The organism is Streptomyces sp. NPDC001137, assembly GCF_040298885.1.
Classification (GTDB): Bacteria; Actinomycetota; Actinomycetes; order Streptomycetales; family Streptomycetaceae; genus Streptomyces.
In genome coordinates this window covers 478377-496265 of the sequence record NZ_JBEPBA010000004.1, presented here as the reverse complement: position 1 = coordinate 496265, position 17889 = coordinate 478377, and the positions used below count along the sequence as shown (strand labels likewise).

General features: G+C 71.8%; 16 protein-coding genes. 1 reads left to right on the top strand and 15 read right to left on the bottom strand.

The annotated features are described in order from the left end of the window. Positions 1–14: 14 nt before the first annotated feature. The 10 genes from ABT254_RS10850 to fmt all read right to left on the bottom strand — a co-directional run bounded on the left by ABT254_RS10850 (position 15) and on the right by fmt (position 10561). Positions 15–1223 carry an MFS transporter gene (locus ABT254_RS10850; protein WP_351466699.1) on the bottom strand — a complete coding sequence of 403 codons (1209 nt, stop codon included), beginning with the start codon at positions 1221–1223 and terminating at the stop codon, positions 15–17. Between the two features lie 135 nt (positions 1224–1358). Then, positions 1359–1811 carry an Lrp/AsnC family transcriptional regulator gene (locus tag ABT254_RS10845; protein ID WP_030946804.1) on the bottom strand — a complete coding sequence of 151 codons (453 nt, stop codon included), beginning with the start codon at positions 1809–1811 and terminating at the stop codon, positions 1359–1361. A 10-nt stretch (positions 1812–1821) separates the two neighbouring features. Then, positions 1822–3324 carry an amino acid permease gene (locus ABT254_RS10840; protein ID WP_351466695.1) on the bottom strand — a complete coding sequence of 501 codons (1503 nt, stop codon included), beginning with the start codon at positions 3322–3324 and terminating at the stop codon, positions 1822–1824. 216 nt (positions 3325–3540) lie between these two features. Next, the gene (locus ABT254_RS10835) at positions 3541–4035 is read right to left on the bottom strand and encodes a GNAT family N-acetyltransferase (RefSeq protein WP_351466692.1); all 495 of its coding nucleotides are present in this window, start codon (positions 4033–4035) and stop codon (positions 3541–3543) included. 73 nt (positions 4036–4108) lie between these two features. Continuing rightward, entirely contained in the window at positions 4109–5551 is a 1443-nt protein-coding gene (locus ABT254_RS10830; protein ID WP_351466689.1) for a GuaB1 family IMP dehydrogenase-related protein, read from the bottom strand. A 151-nt stretch (positions 5552–5702) separates the two neighbouring features. After that, the gene (locus ABT254_RS10825; RefSeq protein WP_351466687.1) at positions 5703–6020 is read right to left on the bottom strand and encodes a barstar family protein; all 318 of its coding nucleotides are present in this window, start codon (positions 6018–6020) and stop codon (positions 5703–5705) included. Positions 6021–6066: 46 nt separating this feature from the next. Then, positions 6067–7110, bottom strand: coding sequence for a sugar-binding transcriptional regulator (locus ABT254_RS10820; protein WP_351466684.1), 1044 nt, complete (start codon positions 7108–7110; stop codon positions 6067–6069). A gap of 78 nt (positions 7111–7188) precedes the next feature. Further along, on the bottom strand, positions 7189–7875 hold the full coding sequence (gene rpe, locus ABT254_RS10815) for a ribulose-phosphate 3-epimerase (protein ID WP_351466681.1): 687 nt from the start codon (positions 7873–7875) through the stop codon (positions 7189–7191). Positions 7876–8136: 261 nt separating this feature from the next. Next, entirely contained in the window at positions 8137–9564 is a 1428-nt protein-coding gene (locus tag ABT254_RS10810) for an RsmB/NOP family class I SAM-dependent RNA methyltransferase (protein ID WP_351466678.1), read from the bottom strand. Between the two features lie 64 nt (positions 9565–9628). Beyond that, positions 9629–10561 (bottom strand): methionyl-tRNA formyltransferase, encoded by a 933-nt coding sequence (fmt, locus tag ABT254_RS10805; protein WP_351466675.1) that lies wholly within the window; start codon positions 10559–10561, stop codon positions 9629–9631. A gap of 286 nt (positions 10562–10847) precedes the next feature. Between fmt and ABT254_RS10800 the strand changes: the two genes are divergently transcribed. Next, positions 10848–11390, top strand: a complete 543-nt coding sequence (locus ABT254_RS10800) for a hypothetical protein (RefSeq protein ID WP_351466672.1) — start codon at positions 10848–10850, stop codon at positions 11388–11390. Positions 11391–11619: 229 nt separating this feature from the next. Here the strand turns inward: ABT254_RS10800 and ABT254_RS10795 are convergent, their stop codons facing one another. The 5 genes from ABT254_RS10795 to gmk form a co-directional block, all read right to left on the bottom strand. Continuing rightward, a complete protein-coding gene (locus ABT254_RS10795) occupies positions 11620–13773 on the bottom strand; it encodes a primosomal protein N' (RefSeq protein WP_351466669.1) in 2154 nt (717 codons plus the stop codon). A gap of 394 nt (positions 13774–14167) precedes the next feature. Beyond that, a complete protein-coding gene (gene metK / locus ABT254_RS10790; RefSeq protein WP_351466666.1) occupies positions 14168–15376 on the bottom strand; it encodes a methionine adenosyltransferase in 1209 nt (402 codons plus the stop codon). A gap of 238 nt (positions 15377–15614) precedes the next feature. Next, entirely contained in the window at positions 15615–16817 is a 1203-nt protein-coding gene (gene coaBC / locus ABT254_RS10785; protein ID WP_351466663.1) for a bifunctional phosphopantothenoylcysteine decarboxylase/phosphopantothenate--cysteine ligase CoaBC, read from the bottom strand. A 112-nt stretch (positions 16818–16929) separates the two neighbouring features. Continuing rightward, positions 16930–17202, bottom strand: a complete 273-nt coding sequence (gene rpoZ / locus ABT254_RS10780; RefSeq protein WP_003977348.1) for a DNA-directed RNA polymerase subunit omega — start codon at positions 17200–17202, stop codon at positions 16930–16932. Positions 17203–17255: 53 nt separating this feature from the next. Continuing rightward, positions 17256–17849 carry a guanylate kinase gene (gene gmk, locus ABT254_RS10775; protein WP_266953461.1) on the bottom strand — a complete coding sequence of 198 codons (594 nt, stop codon included), beginning with the start codon at positions 17847–17849 and terminating at the stop codon, positions 17256–17258. Positions 17850–17889: the final 40 nt, after the last annotated feature.

Here is a 17889-nt window from a genome sequence, read left to right as displayed (position 1 = left end):
CGACGCCGCACAACCTACGGGAAGCTCCGCCGGGACCGCAATGGCCACTTGAGCACCAGCAGCATCGCCGTCACCAGATAAGCCACCGCGAACAGGGCGAACGCGGTGCTGTGCGCGGCTCTCGTCTCGATCGCCGCGTAGACGCCGTACGCCGCGACCGTGGCCAGGTCGCTGCCCAGGCCCGCGACCGAGGTCAGGGTGGCCCGGCGGGCGTCGTCGATGCGCTGCTGGAGGCGGACGTCGGCCAGTACGGTCGCCAGCTGGAAGCCGCCGAAGGCGAGGGCCAGCAGGACCAGGGCGCCCGGGGTACGGGCCGCGGCGCCCACGGCCATGGCGAGGGCGGCCGCCGCGAGGACCGCCGCCAGTCCGGCCGTGCCCATGCGTTCCCAGGGCCCGGCCAGCAGGCCACCGGCGGTCGCTCCCGCCCAGATCAGCAGCAGCAGATACGGGACTGCCCTCTCCGCCACGCCGGTGTCCCGCACCAGCAGCGGCGTGTACTCGTCGAGCGCTTCCCACACGGCTCCCACCGCCGGGACGAGCAGCAGGGCTCCGCGCAGCGACCGGTCGCGGCGGACCGCGGCGAGCCCCTCCCTCAGGGTCGTGGACCAGTCCTCCGCGTCGGCCTTCGGCAGTGCCCGGTCCTCCGGGAAGCGCGTCGCCGTCGCGGCGCTCGCCAGGCAGGCCAGCACGCTCGCCGCTCCTACGGCGGGGTAGCCGCCCCAGGCGAACACGGGTCCGGCGAGCGCCATGGCCGCCATGATCGCGACATGTCCGGCAGCCCGTGCCCGGCCCATGATCCTGGCGTACCGCTCGGCCTCACCGAGCCGTTCCAGTTCCTCGTACACCAGGGCCTCCAGCGCTCCGGAGCCGAGTGCTCCGCGGGCGCCCCACAGCACGAAGCCGAGGGCGAAGGCCCAGTACGACGGGGTGAGCACCCACAGGGTGAAGCCGGCCGCGGTGAGCAGCGGGCCGAGCCGGAGCAGCCGCCGCCGGGAGACGGCGTCGGCCCAGGCGCCGGAGGGCACCTCCAGCACGACGCCGGTGAGGGACCAGAGGGCGAAGAGGGAGGAGATCTGCCAGACGGACAGACCGGTGTCGCTGAACAGCAGCGCGTACACCGGGTAGAGCAGGACGAAGTCGTCGAGGAACGCGTAGCCGTACAGCGCGGCCGTGAGCCGGCGGACGCCGGCGGTGACGGGCACGCGCGCAGGTGAGAGTGTCATGAGGCCTTCCCGCAGGGACGGATCGGATGCCGGAGGTACGGCGTCCGAGGCGGTCCTCGGGAGGCACGGCTGGTGGATCAATGTCGCCAGGTCATGGCACCGATGGTAGGCGCGTGCGGCGATCCCGTCCGGTGATTATGTCGGTGACCCCGACGAGAAGCGGCGCAGCAGCGGCGACAGCACCAGCACGGACTTGGTGCGCTCGACGAAGGGCTCCCCCGCGATGCGCTCCAGGACCCGCTCGAAGTGGCGCATGTCGGAGGCGAAGACCTGCACGATCGCGTCCGCGTCACCGGTGACCGTGGAGGCGGCCACGACCTCCTGGTAGCGCTCCAGCCCCCGCCGGATGACTTCCGGCGAGGTGTTGTGCCGGCAGTAGATCTCGACGAACCCCTCGGTCTCCCAGCCGAGCGCCCCCGGGTCCACGCGTACGGTGAAGCCGGTGATGGCGCCGGTGGCGCGCAGCCTGTCCACGCGCCGCTTCACGGCGGGCGCGGACAGGCCGACGAGCTGCCCGATGTCCGCGTAGGAGCGGCGGGCGTCCTCGGCGAGGGCGTGCACGATGCGTTCGTCGAGATCGTTCAGCACTGCTGGTGGTTCACTTCTCTGGAGTCGCGAGTACTTCTGGAGTCGCGAGTTCTTCTCGCGTGGCAAGGCGGGAGCGGCGATAGCCGTACCCGAAGTAGAACACGAGCCCGACCGCCATCCAGACCCCGAAGACCACCCAGGTGACGGCGGAGAGGCTGCCCATCATCCAGACGCAGAAGGCGAAGCCCACGGCGGGCAGGACCGGGGAGAGCGGCACCCGGAAGGTGCGGGGCATGTCGGGCCGGGTCCGGCGCAGCACCACGACGGCGACGTTGACCAGGGCGAAGGCGAAGAGCGTGCCGATGCTGGTGGCGTCGGCGAGCTGGCCGAGCGGGATCGCGGCGGCGAGGACCCCGCAGAACAGGGAGACGATGACCGTGCCCGCGCGGGGCGCGCCGGTCTTCGGGTGGACCTTGCCGAACACCTTGGGGACCAGCCCGTCCCGGGACATCGCGAAGAGGATGCGGGTCTGGCCGTAGAGCACGGTCAGCACGACGCTCGCGATGGCGATGACGGCGCAGGCGGCGAGCAGGGTGCCCCAGAAGGACTGGCCGGTGACGTCGCGCATGATCGCGGCGAGTGCGGCCTCCGAGTCGTTGAACCGGCGCCAGGGCCTGGCGCCGACGGCGACGGCGGCGACGAGGACGTACAGCGCGGTGACGATCACGAGCGACAGCATGATGGCCCGCGGCAGGTCGCGCTGGGCGTTCTTGGCCTCTTCACCCGCGGTGGAGGCGGCGTCGAAACCGATGTAGGAGAAGAAGAGCGTGGCACCGGCGGCGCTCACGCCCGCCATGCCGAGCGGCATGAAGTGCTCGTAGTTCCCGGACCTGAAGCCCTGGACGCCGATGGCGCAGAACAGCACCAGCGCGGCGATCTTCACACAGACCATGATCGTGTTGGCGCGGGCGGACTCCCTCGCACCGCCCAGCAGGAACGCCATGGCCAGCAGGACCACGATCAGCGCGGGCAGGTTGAAGATGCCGCCGTCGCCGGGCGGGGCGGACAGCGCGTCCGGGATGGTGACGCCTATGGTCCCGTCGAGCAGTTCGTTGAGGTACTCGCCCCAGCCGACGGCCACGGCGGCGACCGAGACGCCGTACTCGAGGACCAGACACCAGCCGCAGATCCAGGCGATCAGCTCACCCATGGTTGCGTATGCATACGAGTACGAGGACCCGGCGACCGGGATGCTGCCCGCCAGCTCGGCGTACGAGAGGGCCGAGAAGAGCGCGGTCAGACCGGCGATCACGAAGGACAGGGTGACGGCGGGACCGGCCTTGGGCACGGCCTGGCCGAGAACCACGAAGATACCGGTGCCGAGGGTGGCACCAATACTGATCATGGTGAGCTGCCAGAGCCCGAGGGAGCGGCGCAGGGCCCCTCCCTCACCCTGGCCGCCCTCTGCGACCAGGCGTTCCACGGGCTTGCGACGCATGAGGCGCGCGCCGACGCCCGGGGACGGTGGAGCGTTCGTGGTGCGGTCCTGCGGGGGTGCGCCTTGATCGAGCACGCGCTGACTCCTTCGTCACTGCGGTCAGGGCGGCGGGGACCGGCGGCATCCCCGCGCGAGCAGGAACCCACCGAGCGGGGTCCCTGCCACGCCACGTACAGGGCATGACCCTACGGGGCATGACTTCGCAGGCGAAATGCAGCAACCTTGCGCGTCTGTGCAAGTTCGTTGCGTTCATCGGGAGTGCGTGCCCATTCGTTGCGCATGAGCGGGCCGCTACAGCTTCTTGGTCAGGAAGGTGCAGGGTTCGGCATACTCGTGGATCACGCCGTCGCGACCCTCGTACGACCAGCGGGCGATGTAGCCGAGCAGAGGCCGGTAGCCGAGGCGCGTGTAGAGGGCGGCCGCGCGCCGGTTGTCCTCCGCCACGCCCACCCCGACGACCAACAGACCCCGCTCCCGGGCGAGTTCCTCCGCCGCGCCGATCAGGACGGAGCCGATCCCGCGCGAACGGAGTTCCTCGGGCCAGACTCCCAGCGCGCCGATCTCCGGACAGCCGGTACTCGCGGTCAGCACCTGGGGGTCCTCGTTTCCGGTCCAGCGCATCTCCGCGTGCCCGACGGGCCGCCCGTCCAGCCAGGCGACGAGGTATGTGGTCTCCCCCGCCTCCTGCCGCGTGAAGCGCCGGGCGTGGAACGAGGTGGCGCCGGGCGAAGGAATGTACTGGTCGAGCAGCGCCACATCGGCGGCCCGGCAGACGGTGATCTCCATGCGCCCGACAGTAGAGGCCGGGCATGCCGACGGCCCCCGAATTTCAACGGGGGCCGTCGGCAGGGGACTTGGCTCAACTCCAGCTGGCGTGCAGCGGCTTGCCCTCCGCGTAGCCGGCCGCGCTCTGGATGCCGACCACGGCCTTCTCGGCGAACTCCTCCAGGGAGCCCGCACCGGCGTAGGTGCAGGAGGAGCGGACGCCCGCGATGATCGCGTCGATCAGGTCCTCGACGCCGGGACGGGCCGGGTCGAGGAACATGCGGGAGGTGGAGATGCCCTCCTCGAACAGTGCCTTGCGGGCGCGGTCGTACGCCGACTCGTCCGACGTACGGTTGCGGACCGCCCGCGCGGAGGCCATGCCGAACGACTCCTTGTACAGGCGGCCGTTGGCGTCCTGCTGAAGGTCGCCCGGGGACTCGTAGGTGCCCGCGAACCACGACCCGATCATCACGTTCGACGCACCGGCCGCCAGGGCCATGGCGACATCGCGCGGGTGGCGGACACCGCCGTCGGCCCACACGTGCTTGCCGTACTTCTTCGCCTCGGCCGCGCACTCCAGGACCGCGGAGAACTGCGGCCGGCCGACGCCGGTCATCATGCGAGTGGTGCACATCGCGCCGGGGCCGACACCGACCTTGATGATGTCCGCGCCGGCCTCGATCAGGTCGCGCACGCCCTCGGCGGCGACGATGTTGCCAGCGACGATCGGGACCTGCGGGTCGAGGGCGCGCACGACCTTGATCGCGCTGATCATCGACTCCTGGTGGCCGTGCGCGGTGTCGATGACGAGCGTGTCCACGCCCGCGTCCAGCAGCTGCTTGGCCTTGCCCGCGACATCGCCGTTGATGCCGACGGCGGCGGCGATGCGCAGCCTGCCCTGCGCGTCGGTGGCGGGCGTGTACAGCGTGGCGCGCAGGGCGCCCTTGCGGGTGAGGATGCCGGCCAGCCTGCCGTCCTTGTCGACGGCGGGCGCGTAGCGGCGGTTGGCGTGGTCGAGCCGGTTGAACGCCTCACGGGGGTCGATGTCCCCGTCCAGGAGCAGCAGATCCCGGGACATGACGACCTCGAGCTGCGTGAAGCGGTCCACGCCGGTCAGGTCCTGGTCGGTGACGACGCCGACCGGGCGGCCGTCCTCGTCCACGACCACTCCGGCGTTGTGCGCACGCTTGGGCAGCAGGGCCAGCGCGTCGGCGACGGTCTGGTGCGGGGCCAGCACGATCGGGGTGTCCAGGACGTGGTGGCGGCTCTTCACCCAGGAGACGACCTCGGTGACGACCTCGATCGGAATGTCCTGGGGGATGACGACGAGGCCACCGCGCCGGGCCATCGTCTCGGCCATGCGGCGGCCGGCGATGGCGGTCATGTTGGCGACGACCAGCGGGATCGTGGTGCCCGTGCCGTCCGGGGAGCTGAGGTCCACACCCTGCCGCGAGCCCACCGCACTGCGGCTCGGGACCATGAAGACGTCGTCGTACGTCAGGTCGTACGCGGGCTGGATGTCGTTGAGGAAACGCACGTGCTGCACATCCCAGTCGATCAGAGGTGGCCCCCGGACAGGTCAGCCAGGGGGAAGAGCACGTACTTCATTGTCCCATGTCGACCGGAATGCGATGCACGGGCAGATCATCCAGGCTGGTCAGAGGGTCCCTCGGAGGAACCTCCAAGCACTATCGCGCCGCACCCCCGAGAGCCAGCGCCACACAAAGCTCCGGGGTACGGTCCGCCGCCTCGGCGAACACCTCCCGGGCGGTCTCCCACTCCCGCGGGCTCGCCTCGGCGTACGCCTGCCAGTTCCGTACGACGACCAGCAGGCCCTGCTCCACGGCTTGCCGGGGCCAGACGGTGTGGTCGCAGAGGCTGTCGGCCAGGGCGTCCCAGTTGCGTCCGAACCAGTCGGGCAGTTGCAGGGCACGGGCGGAGCGGTCCATCAGGCCCGCCTTGTCCGTGACCCCGTCCAGGTCCAGCGTGACCACGAGCTGCGTCATCTCAGTACCGCCCCGAACGAGTCGCGGTCCTTGTCCTGACCACCCGTCAGAGCCCGTCCGGGTCGGCCCTGTTGAGCGCCGGCTTCGGCGTCGGGCCCGCCGTCATCAGGACGTCCGCGGCCGACGTGTCCGTCACCAGGCTGGTGACGAGCCCGGAGCGCAGCACCGCGTCGATGGCGGACGCCTTGCGCGCCCCGCCCGCGATCGCGACGACCTCGGGGATACGGCGGAGCTGGTCGGCCTTGACGGTGATGCACCGCTCGCCGAGGTCCCGGCCGACCCGGCGGCCCTGGGCGTCGAAGAGGTGCGCGGACATCTCGGCGGCGACACCGAGCGAGGCGTAGTGCGCGCGCTCCTCGTCGCTGAGCATGTCGTGCACCGTCGAGATGCCGGGCTCCCAGGAGCCGATGGAGACGCAGGCGACGGTGACCTTGTCGAAGTACTCGAAGGCCCGGGCGATCCCGGTCTGGTTGCGCAGCGCGGCCGCGGTCGCCGCGTCCGGCAGCAGCATCGGCGCGTAGATGGGGTGGGCGTCGCCGCCGGAGACCTGGGCGGCGCGGCGCACGGCCTCCACGGAGCCGCGTTCGGCGGTCCCGGCGTCGTACACGCCCGTCAGCTGCACCACCGTGCACGGCGGCAGCCGGTCCAGGGCCGCGGCCATGTGGATGGTGGAGCGGCCCCAGGCAAGGCCCAGCACATCGCCCTCGTTGACGAGCTCGCCGAGCAGGTCGGCGGCCACTTCTCCGAGGTTCTCGGGGTCGGGCGTCTCCTCGGCCTCGGCCGGGGACTCCACCACGACGGCATGCCTGAGGCCGTAGCGGGCGCGCAGCGCGTCCGAGCGCTCGGCGTCCAGCTCGGCCGGGACGCGGATCTCGATACGTACGAGATCCCGTTCGAGAGCGGTCTCCAGGACCCGGGCCACCTTGAAGCGGCTGACGCCGAACTCCTCCGCGATCTGGATCTTGGACTTGCCCTCGAGGTAGAAGCGGCGGGCCATGGCCGCCGCCTGCACCAGCTCAGCGGGTCCCATCCGCACTGCTGACCGGCCCGCCGACATACCCGACACGGCGATCTCCTCACTGCTGTTCACACTCTGGATTCGCCGTTCATCCTTGCAGATTCGGCGCACTTGATCCGCCCTGATGGGCGCCGTTCACGTTGTCTTGGCTCAGTGGTCGCAAGCCCAGCTCGCCTGGGCGGTCACCGTCTCCGCCTGGGTGCGCAGTGCACGTACCGCGTGCGCCGGGTCCTCCGCTCCATACACCGCCGAACCCGCGACGAAGACGTCCGCGCCGGCCTCGGCGCAGCGCTCGATGGTGGAGGCGGAGACTCCGCCGTCCACCTGGAGCCACAGTTCGAGGCCGTGCTTGCTGATCAGCTCGCGGGTGCGGCGGATCTTCGGAAGCATGATGTCGAGGAACGCCTGCCCGCCGAACCCCGGCTCAACCGTCATGATCAGCAGCATGTCGAGCTCGGGGAGCAGATCCTCGTACGGCTCGATGGGCGTGGCGGGCTTCAGGGCCATGGAGGCGCGGGCGCCCTTGGCCCGGATCTCCCGGGCGAGGCGGACCGGCGCGGCGGCCGCCTCGACGTGGAAGGTGACGGAGGAGGCCCCCGCTTCGACGTACTGCGGGGCCCAGCGATCGGGGGCCTCGATCATCAGATGGCAGTCCAGCGGGGTGTCCGTCGCACGCGCCAGGGACTCTACGACCGGCACGCCGAGCGTGAGGTTCGGGACGAAATGGTTGTCCATGACGTCGACGTGGAGCCAGTCGGCTCCTTCGACCGCCTTCGCCTCGTCCGCAAGGCGGGCGAAGTCGGCGGACAGGATGCTGGGGTTGATCTGCACGGCCATGCCCCAAGCCTGCCATGTCCGGGCACGTTTGTTCGCGCCGGTCCGGACCTGAGACGTTCATACGATGCTGAGGACGGCGCTCCGGGCAGCCCGCGGGCCGGCGGGGACCGGCCCTGGGCCCTCGCCGTCTCCCCCGCGGCCATCGCGTTGATGGCCCGTGCGATCCCGCACGACGACCCGCCCGAGCAGGCGGGAGCGGCCCGCTCCGAGCCGACTGCGCTGCACTCCGGCCGCCTGCGCCACGGCGACAGCTCCGCGACCTCAGCCCGTCCTGCGGATGAGCGCCAGATACATGGCGTCGGTCCCGTGCAGATGCGGCCACAGCTGTACGTCGGGGCCGTCACCGAGGTCCGGTACGCCCGGCAGCAGGGGCCGCGCGTCGATCAGCTCGGCCTCGGGGTGCTGCTTGAGCAGGTCGTCGACGACGGCCCTGGTCTCGGCGAGGTGCGGCGAGCAGGTGGCGTAGCCGACGACCCCGCCGACGCGTACGGCGTCCAGCGCGGTGCGCAGCAGGGCGCGCTGGAGCGGCCCGAAGCCGTCCAGGTCCTCGGGACGGCGCCGCCAGCGCGCCTCGGGCCGCCGGCGCAGGGCACCGAGCCCGGTGCAGGGCACGTCCATCAGGACGCGGTCGAAGGAGCCGGGCCGCCACGGCGGGCGGGTGCCGTCAGCGGCGATGACCTGGTACGGCCCGGGGTTGCCACGCAGGGCCTTCGCCACCAGACCGGCCCGGTGCGGCTGCTTCTCGGAGGCGAGCAGGGTCGCTCCCCGCTCGGCGGCCAGCGCACCGAGCAGCGCCGCCTTGCCGCCGGGTCCGGCACATCCGTCGAGCCACTTCTCGTCCGGCCCGTCCAGCGGAGCATTGGCCAGCGCCAGGGCCACGAGCTGACTGCCCTCGTCCTGCACGCCCGCGCGGCCCTCCCGTACGGCCTCGATCGCGCCGGGTTCACCGCCTTCGGTGAGCCGCACGGCATACGGCGACCAGCGCCCCGCGACGGCGGCCTCCTCCCGGAGCAGCTCCTCGGTCGTGGCCCGCCCGGGGCGCGCGACCAGGGTCACCTCGGGCCGCTCGTTGTCCGCCTCCAGCAGCCGCTCGATGCCGGCCCGGCCGCCGCCGAGCGAGTCCCACAGCGCGGAGACGACCCAGCGCGGATGCGAGTGCACGACGGCCAGGTGATCCTCGGGGTCCTCGTCATAGGGCGGCGCGACGCGCTCGATCCAGGTGTCCAGGTCGTGCTGCGCGACCTTCCGCAGCACGGCGTTGACGAACTTGGCCCGCCCGTCGCCGAGCACGACCCGGGCCAGCTCGACGGAGGCGGAGACGGCGGCATGGGTCGGGATCCGCGTCCCGAGCAGCTGGTGCACGCCGAGACTCAGCACGTCCAGCACCGGCGGGTCGACCTCGCGCAACGGCCGGTCCACACAGGCGGAGATGACGGCGTCGTACGTGCCCTGCCGGCGCAGCGTCCCGTACACCAGCTCGGTCGCGAGCGCCGCGTCCCGCCCGTCGAACTTGTCGGGTCCCTCCTTCTCCCGCGCCTTGCGCAGCAGGGGCGGGAGCACGAGGTTGGCGTACGCGTCCCGCTCGTCCACGGCCCTCAGCGCCTCGAAGGCGAGGATGCGGACGGGGTCCTTCTTGGGCCGACGGTAGGGCTTGCCGGGCTTACGGGGCCCACGGGAGGTGTCGCTCACGAAAAAGGTGCTCCGGATGTCTGATGTGGATACGCACCAAGGGTACGTCCCGCCCACCGGCCCGCTACCCGCCGAGCGTCTCCCCGTCCGCGATCCGCACCCCGCGCGCCCAGTCCGCCGCCCGCATCGGCTTCTTGCCCTGGGGCTGCACCCACAGCAGCTCGACGGCGTACGAACCGGTGCCGACGTGGACGCTGTTCTTGCCGACGGCCGGCTGCGCCGGTGCGAGGTCGGTCCGGTCCGGCACGGGCGTCACTTGGATGAGCTTGAGCCGCTCGCCGCGGAAGGTGGTCCAGGCGCCGGGCGCAGGCGTACAGCCGCGCACCACCCGGTCGACGCGCAGCGCCGGGGCGGCCCAGTCGACCCGGGCGTCCTCGACGGTGATCTTCGGGGCGAGGGTGATGCCCTCGTTCGGCTGCGGTACGGCCTTCAGCGTGCCGTCCTCGATGCCGTCCATGGTCGCGGCGAGCAGTCCCGCGCCGGCGAAGGCGAGCCGGGTCAGCAGGTCACCGCTGGTGTCGGCGGGCCGGATCTCCTCGGTGACGGTGCCGTAGACGGGCCCGGAGTCGAGGCCTTCCTCGATGAGGAAGGTGGACGCGCCCGTGATCTCGTCGCCCGCCATGATGGAGTGCTGCACCGGCGCCGCCCCCCGCCATGCGGGCAGCAGCGAGAAGTGCAGGTTGACCCAGCCGTGCGCGGGGACGTCGAGCGCGACGCGCGGCAGCAGCGCCCCGTAGGCGACGACGGGACAGCAGTCGGGGCCGATTTCCCGCAGCCGCTCGAGGAACTCCGGGTCCCGCGGCTTGAGCGGCCTCAGCACCTCGATCCCGGCCTCCTGCGCCCGCTGCGCCACGGCCGAGGCGACCAGCCTGCGCCCCCGCCCGGCCGGCGCGTCGGGCCGCGTGACGACGGCGGCCACCTCGTGCCGCCCGGAGGCGATGAGAGCGTCCAGAGCGGGAACGGCGACCTCGGGGGTACCGGCGAAGACGAGCTTCATGGGTGGGCGGGGCCTCTCGGACGGGGGCTGTTGTGGCAACGCACAAGTCTATGACCACGCACGAAAAGCTCTATGCCTGCGCCCGCAACGCTCTGCCACCGCGCCCGCAGCCGCCGGACGGACCCCGAGGCGCAAACCGACTCCACGGGGGGCGTACGCATATGCCCCTACGCCCCCAGACCGTGACCCCCGGAGCAAAAACACGTTGGTCAAGAAAGAGTTGACCACAACGGGCCGCAATCGCGCGGCCCGGATCCTTTTCAACGCCGGTTCGAGAGGCTTGTTCATGGCCGACCACGCAACCCACGACGCCCAGGCTCGGGCCAGCCTGCACTTGCTGGTGCGGGACATCGAGCGGGTCCGCCGGCAGGTGGACGCACTGCGCACGCTCACCGCGCAGTTGGGCAACGTCTACCGCCCGCGCCGCTCCGGCCCCTCCACGGGCTTCGTCGTGTACGGACGCGCTCCCGCCCCGACGGTCCGTCTCGCGCAGGAGCTGCGGGACAGTGTCGAGACCCTGGTCACGGCTGCGGTCGACTTCGACCGCTCCCTCGGCTTCTCGTGGGACGCGGTGGGTTCCGCACTCGGAGTCACCAAGCAGGCGGTGCACCGCCGTTACGGCGCCCGTCGCGCCGCGGCCCAGGCGGCCGCCGAGACCGATCGGGCCACCGAGCCGGCAGGTTCCCGGACGGTCAGTGTGAACACCGGCATCCCTACGGTGCCGACGGTCCCCGCCGCGCGCTCCATGCCGACCCAGCCGACCGCCGGCAGCCCGTCCCTCCGCGACGAGGCCAGGCCCACAGCCTTCCCCGGCCCCCGCAACGGCTGAACCACCACTTCCCCTGCCCTCCCGGACGGCCCCGGGAGGGCAGACGCACGTCGGGGGACGGAGATGGCGTGCACCTCGGGGAACGCGGCAGGGCACGCCTCAGGAAACGAGGCGGGCTGCGCAGCCTGTGCCGCGGCCCGGCAAATTCACCGCAGTCACGCGGGTTCACCCGCCCTCCGGCCGCCTCACTCGATGTTTAACGGCCCAGCGGCCCCGGCCTCCAACCGCCTCACCCGATGTCAGGCGGATCGATCCGCACCCGGACCAATGCCTCTGCCGTCCCCCGTGCCATCCGCGCGGCCTGTGCGGACTTCAGTGCCGAGGCCAGTGCGGCTCCGCGCCCCGGTGGTACGCGAACGAGTGCCCGCTCCCAGTGCTCCCCGGGCGGAGGCGCTCCCACCCGCCGCGGCCGCCCGGCTGCCGTGACCGGCAGCGGCACGGGTCCCAGCACCTCGGCCTCCGGGGGCAGTTCGGCCGTGCGCAGGAATTCGGCGACCGCCTCGCCTTCCCCGGACACCGCCGCCATCCGCGACACCGGCGGGAAGCCCAGCTCGGCCCGCTCGGCGAGCTCCCGCACGGCATGCCCGACGGGATCCCACCGCACCAGCGCCTGCACGGGCCGCAGCGTCGGCTCGGCGACGACCACCACGGTGCCGCCGGCACCCTGCGGCCGGACGAGGGCGGCGGCCGCGAGCCAGCGCCGTAGCGCGTCCTCGCCGGCGCGCAGGTCGGGCCGGCCCAGCATCGCCCAGCCGTCCAGCAGCAGGGCCGCCGCGTAGCCGCCCTCGGCAACGGGCTCCGCCCCCGGTGTGCTCACGACCAGCGCGGGCGCGCCCGGCACGGTGTCCAGCACATGCTCACGCCCCGACGTCCGCACCGGAACGGCGGGAAACGCCCGCCCCAACTCCTCGGCGGTCCGCCGCGCCCCCACGATCTGCGCCCGCAGCCGGAATCCGCCGCACTCCGGACAGTGCCAGCCGCCCTCGTCCTGGCCGCACCATCCGCAGCGCAGCGCGGCCCCTGCCTCCTGTCCCTCCAGGGGGCCCGAGCAGTGCCGGCACCGCGCGGGCGCCCGGCAGTTGGCACAGGCCATCCGAGGGACGTAACCCCGCCGTGGCACCTGCACCAGCACCGGCCCCTGCCGCAGCCCGTCGCGCACGGCCTGCCAGGCGAGGGTGGGCAACCGGGCGGCCCGCGCCGCCTCGTCCCGCGCGAGGTCTCCGTCCCCCACGGTCCGCACCAGCGGCGCGGCCCCCCGCACCTGCTCCCGCCCGGCGACGATCGGCCGGGCCCAGCCACTCTCGACCAGCTGGGCCGCCTCGACGGTGCAGCTCCAACTGCCGAGCAGGAACGCGCACTTGTCCAGGGCGGCCCGCAGCAGCAGCACTTCCCTCGCATGCGGCTGCGGCGCGTGCAGCTCGCTGTGGCTGTCGTCCCCGTCGTCCCAGATGGCGACGAGGCCGAGCTCCTGGACCGGGGCGAACATGGCGGCCCGGGTCCCGATGACGGCCCGGACGGCGCCCCGCCGCACCGCGAGCCACTCCCGGTAGCGCTTCTCGGGACCGGCGTCGGCGGTGAGCACCGCATGCCGCCCCTCCCCCAGCAGCGCGGTCAGCGCGGCATCGACCCGGGCGACCGCCCGCCCGTCGGGCAGCACCACGAGCGCACCGCGTCCGGAGACCAGCGTCGCCGCCACGGCCCGCGCCAGCTCGTCGCTCCACTCGGGCCCCGGCAGCGCATTCCATACCGCACGGGGCGCGCCCCCCGACGCGAGCGACTCCAGAAAGGCCGCCCCCCGCTCGTACCGCACCCAGGAGCCCGCCTCCGGCATCGCCGGCGGCGGCAGCGGCTCGGGCGAGGGCCGCTGCTCGGCCCGCGCGCTGCGCGGCGGCACGGCGAGCTGGAGCACATCGGCCAGGCTCCCCGCATACCGGTCGGCGACGGCCCGGGCCAGCCCCAGCAACTCCTCGCTCAACACCCGCTCGGGAGACACGACCTGGGCCAGGGCGGCAAGCGGCCCGGAGTAGTCCGACTCGGCGAGCCTCTCGACGAGGAACCCGTCGATCAGCCCGCCGCCCTCGCGCCGCCCTTCCCGCACCCGATGCCGCCCGGCCCCGAACCGCACCCGCACCCGCACCCCGGGCTGGGCATCCGCATCGAGCTCCTCCGGCACCGCATAGTCGAAGAACCGGTCGAGGTGCAGCACCCCCTTGTCGACCAGCACCCGGGCGACAGGCAGCTCCTTGGCCAGCGCGGCCCCGCGCCAGGTCCGCGGCTTGGCCCTGGGCACCTCGGCCTTGCGCACGCTCTCCCTGATGAGCGCAAGCTGCTCGGGCGGCGCACCCTCCGCCCCGCCGTCCGTCGGCCCGTTCTCGCTGCTCACGCTTGCATTCTTACCAAACGCCACTGACAACCGACGTCGCCCGAGATCAGTCCGGCCGCGGATCACGAACGCCGTCAGGCGCCTCCGCCTTGGGCCACTCGGCCATACCGATACAGGACCGGCAGCAGGATTCGAACCTGCGAGGGGTCACCCCAGAAGTATCCGCAACCATCGCACCGGACCACGTCGGATCTCCCGAGATCGGCACGGCAGCGGCACACCGTTTCCAGAATCACCGCGCGCTCGGAGCGCACTCCACCGAAGGAACCGCGGCCATCGCACCGGGAGACGATCAGCGTAGGGAGCGACCGGCACCGCGGGCGAGCGATTTACGGCCGGAACGCACCGAGGCCCGGCTCCACGAGGAGCCGGGCCCGGTGAAGAACCGCGGAGCCTACAGCCCCGCCGCCTTGCGCAGCGCGTCCACGCGGTCGGTCTTCTCCCAGGTGAACTCGGGCAGCTCGCGGCCGAAGTGGCCGTACGCCGCCGTCTGGGCGTAGATCGGGCGGAGCAGGTCGAGGTCGCGGATGATCGCGGCAGGGCGGAGGTCGAAGACCTCGTCGATCGCCTTCTCGATCTTCTCGGTCTCGACCTTGGCGGTGCCGAAGGTCTCGACGAACAGGCCGACGGGCTCGGCCTTGCCGATGGCGTACGCGACCTGGACCTCGCAGCGGGAGGCGAGGCCCGCGGCGACCACGTTCTTCGCCACCCAGCGCATCGCGTACGCGGCGGAGCGGTCGACCTTGGACGGGTCCTTGCCGGAGAAGGCACCGCCGCCGTGGCGGGCCATGCCGCCGTACGTGTCGATGATGATCTTGCGGCCGGTGAGGCCGGCGTCGCCCATCGGGCCGCCGATCTCGAAGCGGCCGGTCGGGTTGACCAGGAGGCGGTAGTTGTCCGTGTCCAGCTTGATGCCGTCGTCCAGGAGCGCCTTGAGCTCCGCCTCGACGACGAACTCGCGGATGTCGGGGGCCAGCAGCGACTCCAGGTCGATGTCGCTCGCGTGCTGCGAGGAGACCACCACGGTGTCGAGGCGGACGGCCTTGTCGCCGTCGTACTCGATGGTGACCTGCGTCTTGCCGTCGGGGCGCAGGTAGGGGATGGTGCCGTTCTTGCGGACCTCGGACAGGCGCTTCGACAGGCGGTGCGCCAGGAAGATCGGCAGCGGCATCAGGGTGGGCGTCTCGTCGGTCGCGTAACCGAACATCAGGCCCTGGTCGCCGGCGCCCTGGCGGTCCAGCTCGTCCTCGTCGCCCTCGACCCGGGACTCGTACGCCGTGTCGACACCCTGGGCGATGTCCGGGGACTGCGCGCCGATGGACACCGAGACACCGCAGGAGGCGCCGTCGAAGCCCTTCTTCGAGGAGTCGTAACCGATCTCGAGGATCTTGTTGCGGACGAGGGTCGCGATGTCCGCGTAGGTCTTGGTGGTGACTTCACCGGCGACATGCACCAGGCCGGTGGTGATCAGCGTCTCGACGGCGACCCGGGAGGTCGGGTCCTCGCGCAGAAGCGCGTCGAGAATCGTGTCGCTGATCTGGTCAGCGATCTTGTCGGGGTGACCCTCGGTCACGGACTCCGAGGTGAACAGGCGACGGGACACAACGCTCCCTGGGGTTGCAGCGGCTGCTGGCTGATCATTGGCGGACGGCCCGGAGGCTGCGCCCGTGGTCGTCCGAGAACAGTTTATCGGTCGTGCTCGGCCACCGACCCCCCATCTCGCCCCTCGGGAGTGCTGTGACCTGCGGCACGGGCATTCTGCCCAATTCCGAGCGGCCTTGGCCAGGGTTGCCACGCCCCTGTCGCAGAGGTTTGAGGGGACCGAGAAGCGAATGAAACATTCAGGCGAGCCGCTCCGCCACCAGGTCCCAGACAGTTTCGGCCAGATGTTCCTTCGGCCCGCGCTGCACGGGGGTCTCGCTGCCGTCGGCGCCCAGCACCACCGCCTCGTTCTCCTCCGAGCCGAAGGTCTTGCGCTCCCCCACCTCGTTCACGACGAGGAGGTCGCAGCCCTTGCGCTCCAGCTTGGTGCGGCCGTTGGCCAGGACGTCGTCGGTCTCGGCGGCGAAGCCGACGATCACCTGTCCGGGGTGGGCGCGCTGTGCCGAGATCTCCGCGAGGATGTCCGGATTCCGCACCAGCACGATGGGGTCCGGGTCCTGGCCGTCCTTCTTCTTGATCTTCCCGGTGGCGTAGGTCTCCGGCCGGAAGTCCGCGACCGCTGCGGCCATGACGACGGCGTCCGCGTCCGGGGTCGCCTTCAGCACCGCCTCGCGCAGCTGCACGGCCGTGCCCACCTGGACGACGTCCACGCCCGCCGGGTCCGGCAGACCGGTGTTCGCGGCGATGAGCGTGACGCGGGCGCCGCGCGCGGCGGCGGTGCCGGCGAGGGCGTAGCCCTGCTTGCCGGAGGAGCGGTTGCCGAGGAAGCGCACCGGGTCGAGGGGTTCGCGGGTGCCACCGGCACTGACGACGACATGCCGGCCCTTGAGGTCGGGTTCGGTGACACCCCTGGACAGCACGCGGCGGCAGACCGCGTAGATCTCCGCGGGATCGGGCAGGCGGCCCTTGCCGGTGTCGACGCCGGTCAGACGGCCGACGGCCGGTTCGATGACGACGGCTCCGCGGCGGCGCAGCGTCGCCACGTTCTCCTGGGTGGCCGGGTGTTCCCACATCTCGGTGTGCATGGCCGGGGCGAAGACGACCGGACATCGGGCGGTCAGGAGCGTGTTCGTGAGCAGGTCGTCGGCCAGGCCGTGGGCGGCCTTCGCGAGGATGTCCGCGGTTGCCGGGGCGACGACGACCAGGTCGGCGTGCTGCCCGATGCGGACGTGCGGGACCTCGTGGACGTCGTCCCAGACCTCGGTGGAGACGGGGTTGCCGGAGAGGGCGGACCAGGTGGCGGCGCCGACGAAGTGCAGCGCGGAGGCGGTGGGCACCACGCGTACGTCATGGCCGGACTCGCTCAGCCTGCGCAGCAGCTCACAGGCCTTGTAGGCGGCGATGCCACCGCTGACCCCCAGCACGACCTTGGGCTTGTCCACCGTCTCTCCCCGGCTCGGCAACGTACGAGTCCATCAACGACTCCATCACACACCACAGGCCCGACAGTCGCGCTGTCGGGCCTGTGGAAAAGCCAACTGCAATACGAAAGTACTACTGCGCCGGACCCTCGATGGCCTCGGACGTCAGCAGACCCGCGTTGATCTCGCGCAGGGCGATCGAGAGCGGCTTCTCGTGGACGTGGGTGTCGACGAGCGGACCGACGTACTCGAGGAGGCCCTCGCCGAGCTGCGAGTAGTACGCGTTGATCTGGCGGGCACGCTTGGCCGCGTAGATCACGAGGCTGTACTTCGAGTCGGTGGCCTCGAGGAGCTCGTCGATCGGCGGGTTGATGATGCCCTCGGGCGCGGAGATGGAAGAGGACACGCTCTACCTTCCGATGGATGGGAAAAGATCGGTCGTGATCACATCACTCGTGATCACAGGACATCCATCAAGGCTAGCAGCTCGCGAGCCACGTCCTCGACGGAGGTGTTGACCAAGGTCATGTCGAACTCCGGCTCGGCCGCCAGCTCGATCCTGGCCGCGTCGAGACGGCGCTCGATAACCTCGGGCGGCTCGGTCCCCCGGCCGGTGAGTCTGCGCACGAGCTCCTCCCAGGAGGGCGGAGCCAGGAACACCAGCCGGCCGTCCGGCATGGTCTCGCGGACCTGCCGGGCGCCCTGGAGGTCGATCTCCAGGAGGACGGGCACGCCGTCCTCCAGGTGCTCCAGCACGGCCGCACGCGGCGTGCCGTAGCGGTTGCCGGCGAACTCGGCCCACTCCAGCAGCTCGCCGTTGGCGATCAGCTTGTCCATCTCCTCGTCGGTGACGAAGAAGTAGTGGACTCCGTGCTTCTCGCCGGGGCGGGGCTTGCGGGTCGTCGCCGACACCGAGAGCCAGACCTCGGGGTGCTCCTTGCGCATATGGGCGACGACCGTGCTCTTGCCGACCCCGGAGGGGCCGGAGAGCACGGTCAGCCGCGGACGTACGTCCGGGGGCTCGGGGGTCGTCCCCCGGAATGTTGCAGCCATGCAGCGATTATTCCAGCAATCCCGGAGTGCCCGGGACTCC